Annotated in this window: 1 protein-coding gene; it reads left to right on the top strand. The window is 68.0% G+C overall.

Going from position 1 to position 1,810, the window contains the following annotated elements; all coding sequences use genetic code 11:
• Window positions 1-1,810, top strand: a 1,810-nt coding sequence (acs, locus tag Q3A80_RS31770) for an acetate--CoA ligase (RefSeq protein ID WP_446332728.1), incomplete at both ends; no start/stop codon positions are given.

Raw genomic sequence — 1,810 nt, 5'->3', positions numbered from 1 at the left:
TCTCCGGCATGCCGGCCTACCGCGCACTGGCCGCCGAAGCCGAGCGCGATTACGAAGGCTTCTGGGCGCGGCTCGCACGCGAGGGCCTCAGCTGGCACAAGCCGTTCACGAAGGTGCTCGACGAGAGCAACGCGCCGTTCTACCAGTGGTTCGACGACGGCGAGCTCAACGCGTCGTACAACTGTCTCGACCGCCACGTCGAAGCCGGCAACGGCGAGCGCGTCGCGGTGATCTTCGAGGCCGACGACGGCACCGTCACGCGCGTCACCTATGCCGACCTGCTCGCACGCGTGTCGCGCTTCGCGAATGCGCTGAAGAAACGCGGGATCGGCAAGGGCGATCGCGTCGTCATCTATATCCCGATGTCGATCGAAGGCATCGTCGCGATGCAGGCGTGCGCGCGCATCGGCGCCACGCACTCGGTCGTGTTCGGCGGCTTCTCCGCGAAGTCGCTGAACGAGCGGCTCGTCGACGTCGGCGCGGTCGCGCTGATCACCGCCGACGAGCAGGCGCGCGGCGGCAAGACGCTGCCGCTCAAGAGCATCGCCGACGAAGCGATCGCGATGGGCGGCTGCGAAGCGGTCAAGAGCGTGATCGTCTATCGCCGCACCGGCGGCAAGATCGACTGGCATGCGGAGCGCGACCTGTGGCTGCACGAGCTGGTGGACGGCGAGTCCGACACCTGCGCGCCGGAATGGGTCGGCGCCGAGCATCCGCTGTTCATCCTGTATACGTCGGGCTCGACCGGCAAGCCGAAGGGCGTGCAGCACAGCACGGGCGGCTATCTGCTGTGGGCCGCGCAGACGATGAAGTGGACCTTCGACTGGAAGCCCACCGACGTGTTCTGGTGCACGGCCGACATCGGCTGGGTCACCGGCCACACGTACATCACGTACGGGCCGCTCGCATGCGGCGGCACGCAGGTCGTGTTCGAGGGCGTGCCGACCTGGCCGGACGCCGGCCGCTTCTGGAAGATGATCGGCGATCACAAGGTCACGGTGTTCTACACCGCGCCGACCGCGATCCGTTCGCTGATCAAGGCGGCCGAAGCCGACGACAAGGTCCATCCGAAGAGCTACGACCTGTCGAGCCTGCGCATCATCGGCACGGTCGGTGAGCCGATCAATCCGGAAGCGTGGATGTGGTACCACAAGCACGTCGGCCAGGAGCGCTGCCCGATCGTCGATACGTGGTGGCAGACCGAGACCGGCGGCCACATGATCACGCCGCTGCCGGGCGCGACGCCGACGGTGCCCGGTTCGTGCACGCTGCCGCTGCCGGGCATCATGGCGGCGGTGGTCGACGAAACCGGCCAGGACGTCCCGAACGGGCAAGGCGGGATTCTCGTCGTCAAGCGTCCGTGGCCGGCGATGATCCGCACGATCTGGGGCGACCCGGAGCGCTTCAAGAAGAGCTATTACCCGGAAGAACTCGGCGGGCGGCTGTACCTCGCCGGCGACGGCACGGTGCGCGACAAGGACACCGGCTACTTCACGATCATGGGCCGCATCGACGACGTGCTGAACGTGTCGGGGCACCGGCTGGGCACGATGGAGATCGAGTCGGCGCTGGTGTCGCACGAGCTGGTGGCGGAAGCGGCGGTGGTCGGCCGCCCGGACGACACGACCGGCGAGGCGGTGGTCGCGTTCGTCGTGCTGAAGCGTTCGCGTCCGGAAGGCGACGAAGCGGCGGCGCTCGCGAAGACGCTGCGCGACTGGGTCGGCAAGCAGATCGGGCCGATCGCGAAGCCGAAGGACATCCGCTTCGGCGACAACCTGCCGAAGACGCGCTCGGGCAAGATCATGCGGCG

The sequence above is a fragment of the Burkholderia sp. SR8 genome (assembly GCF_052851275.1).
This window is presented reverse-complemented; position numbering and strand designations above follow the sequence as displayed.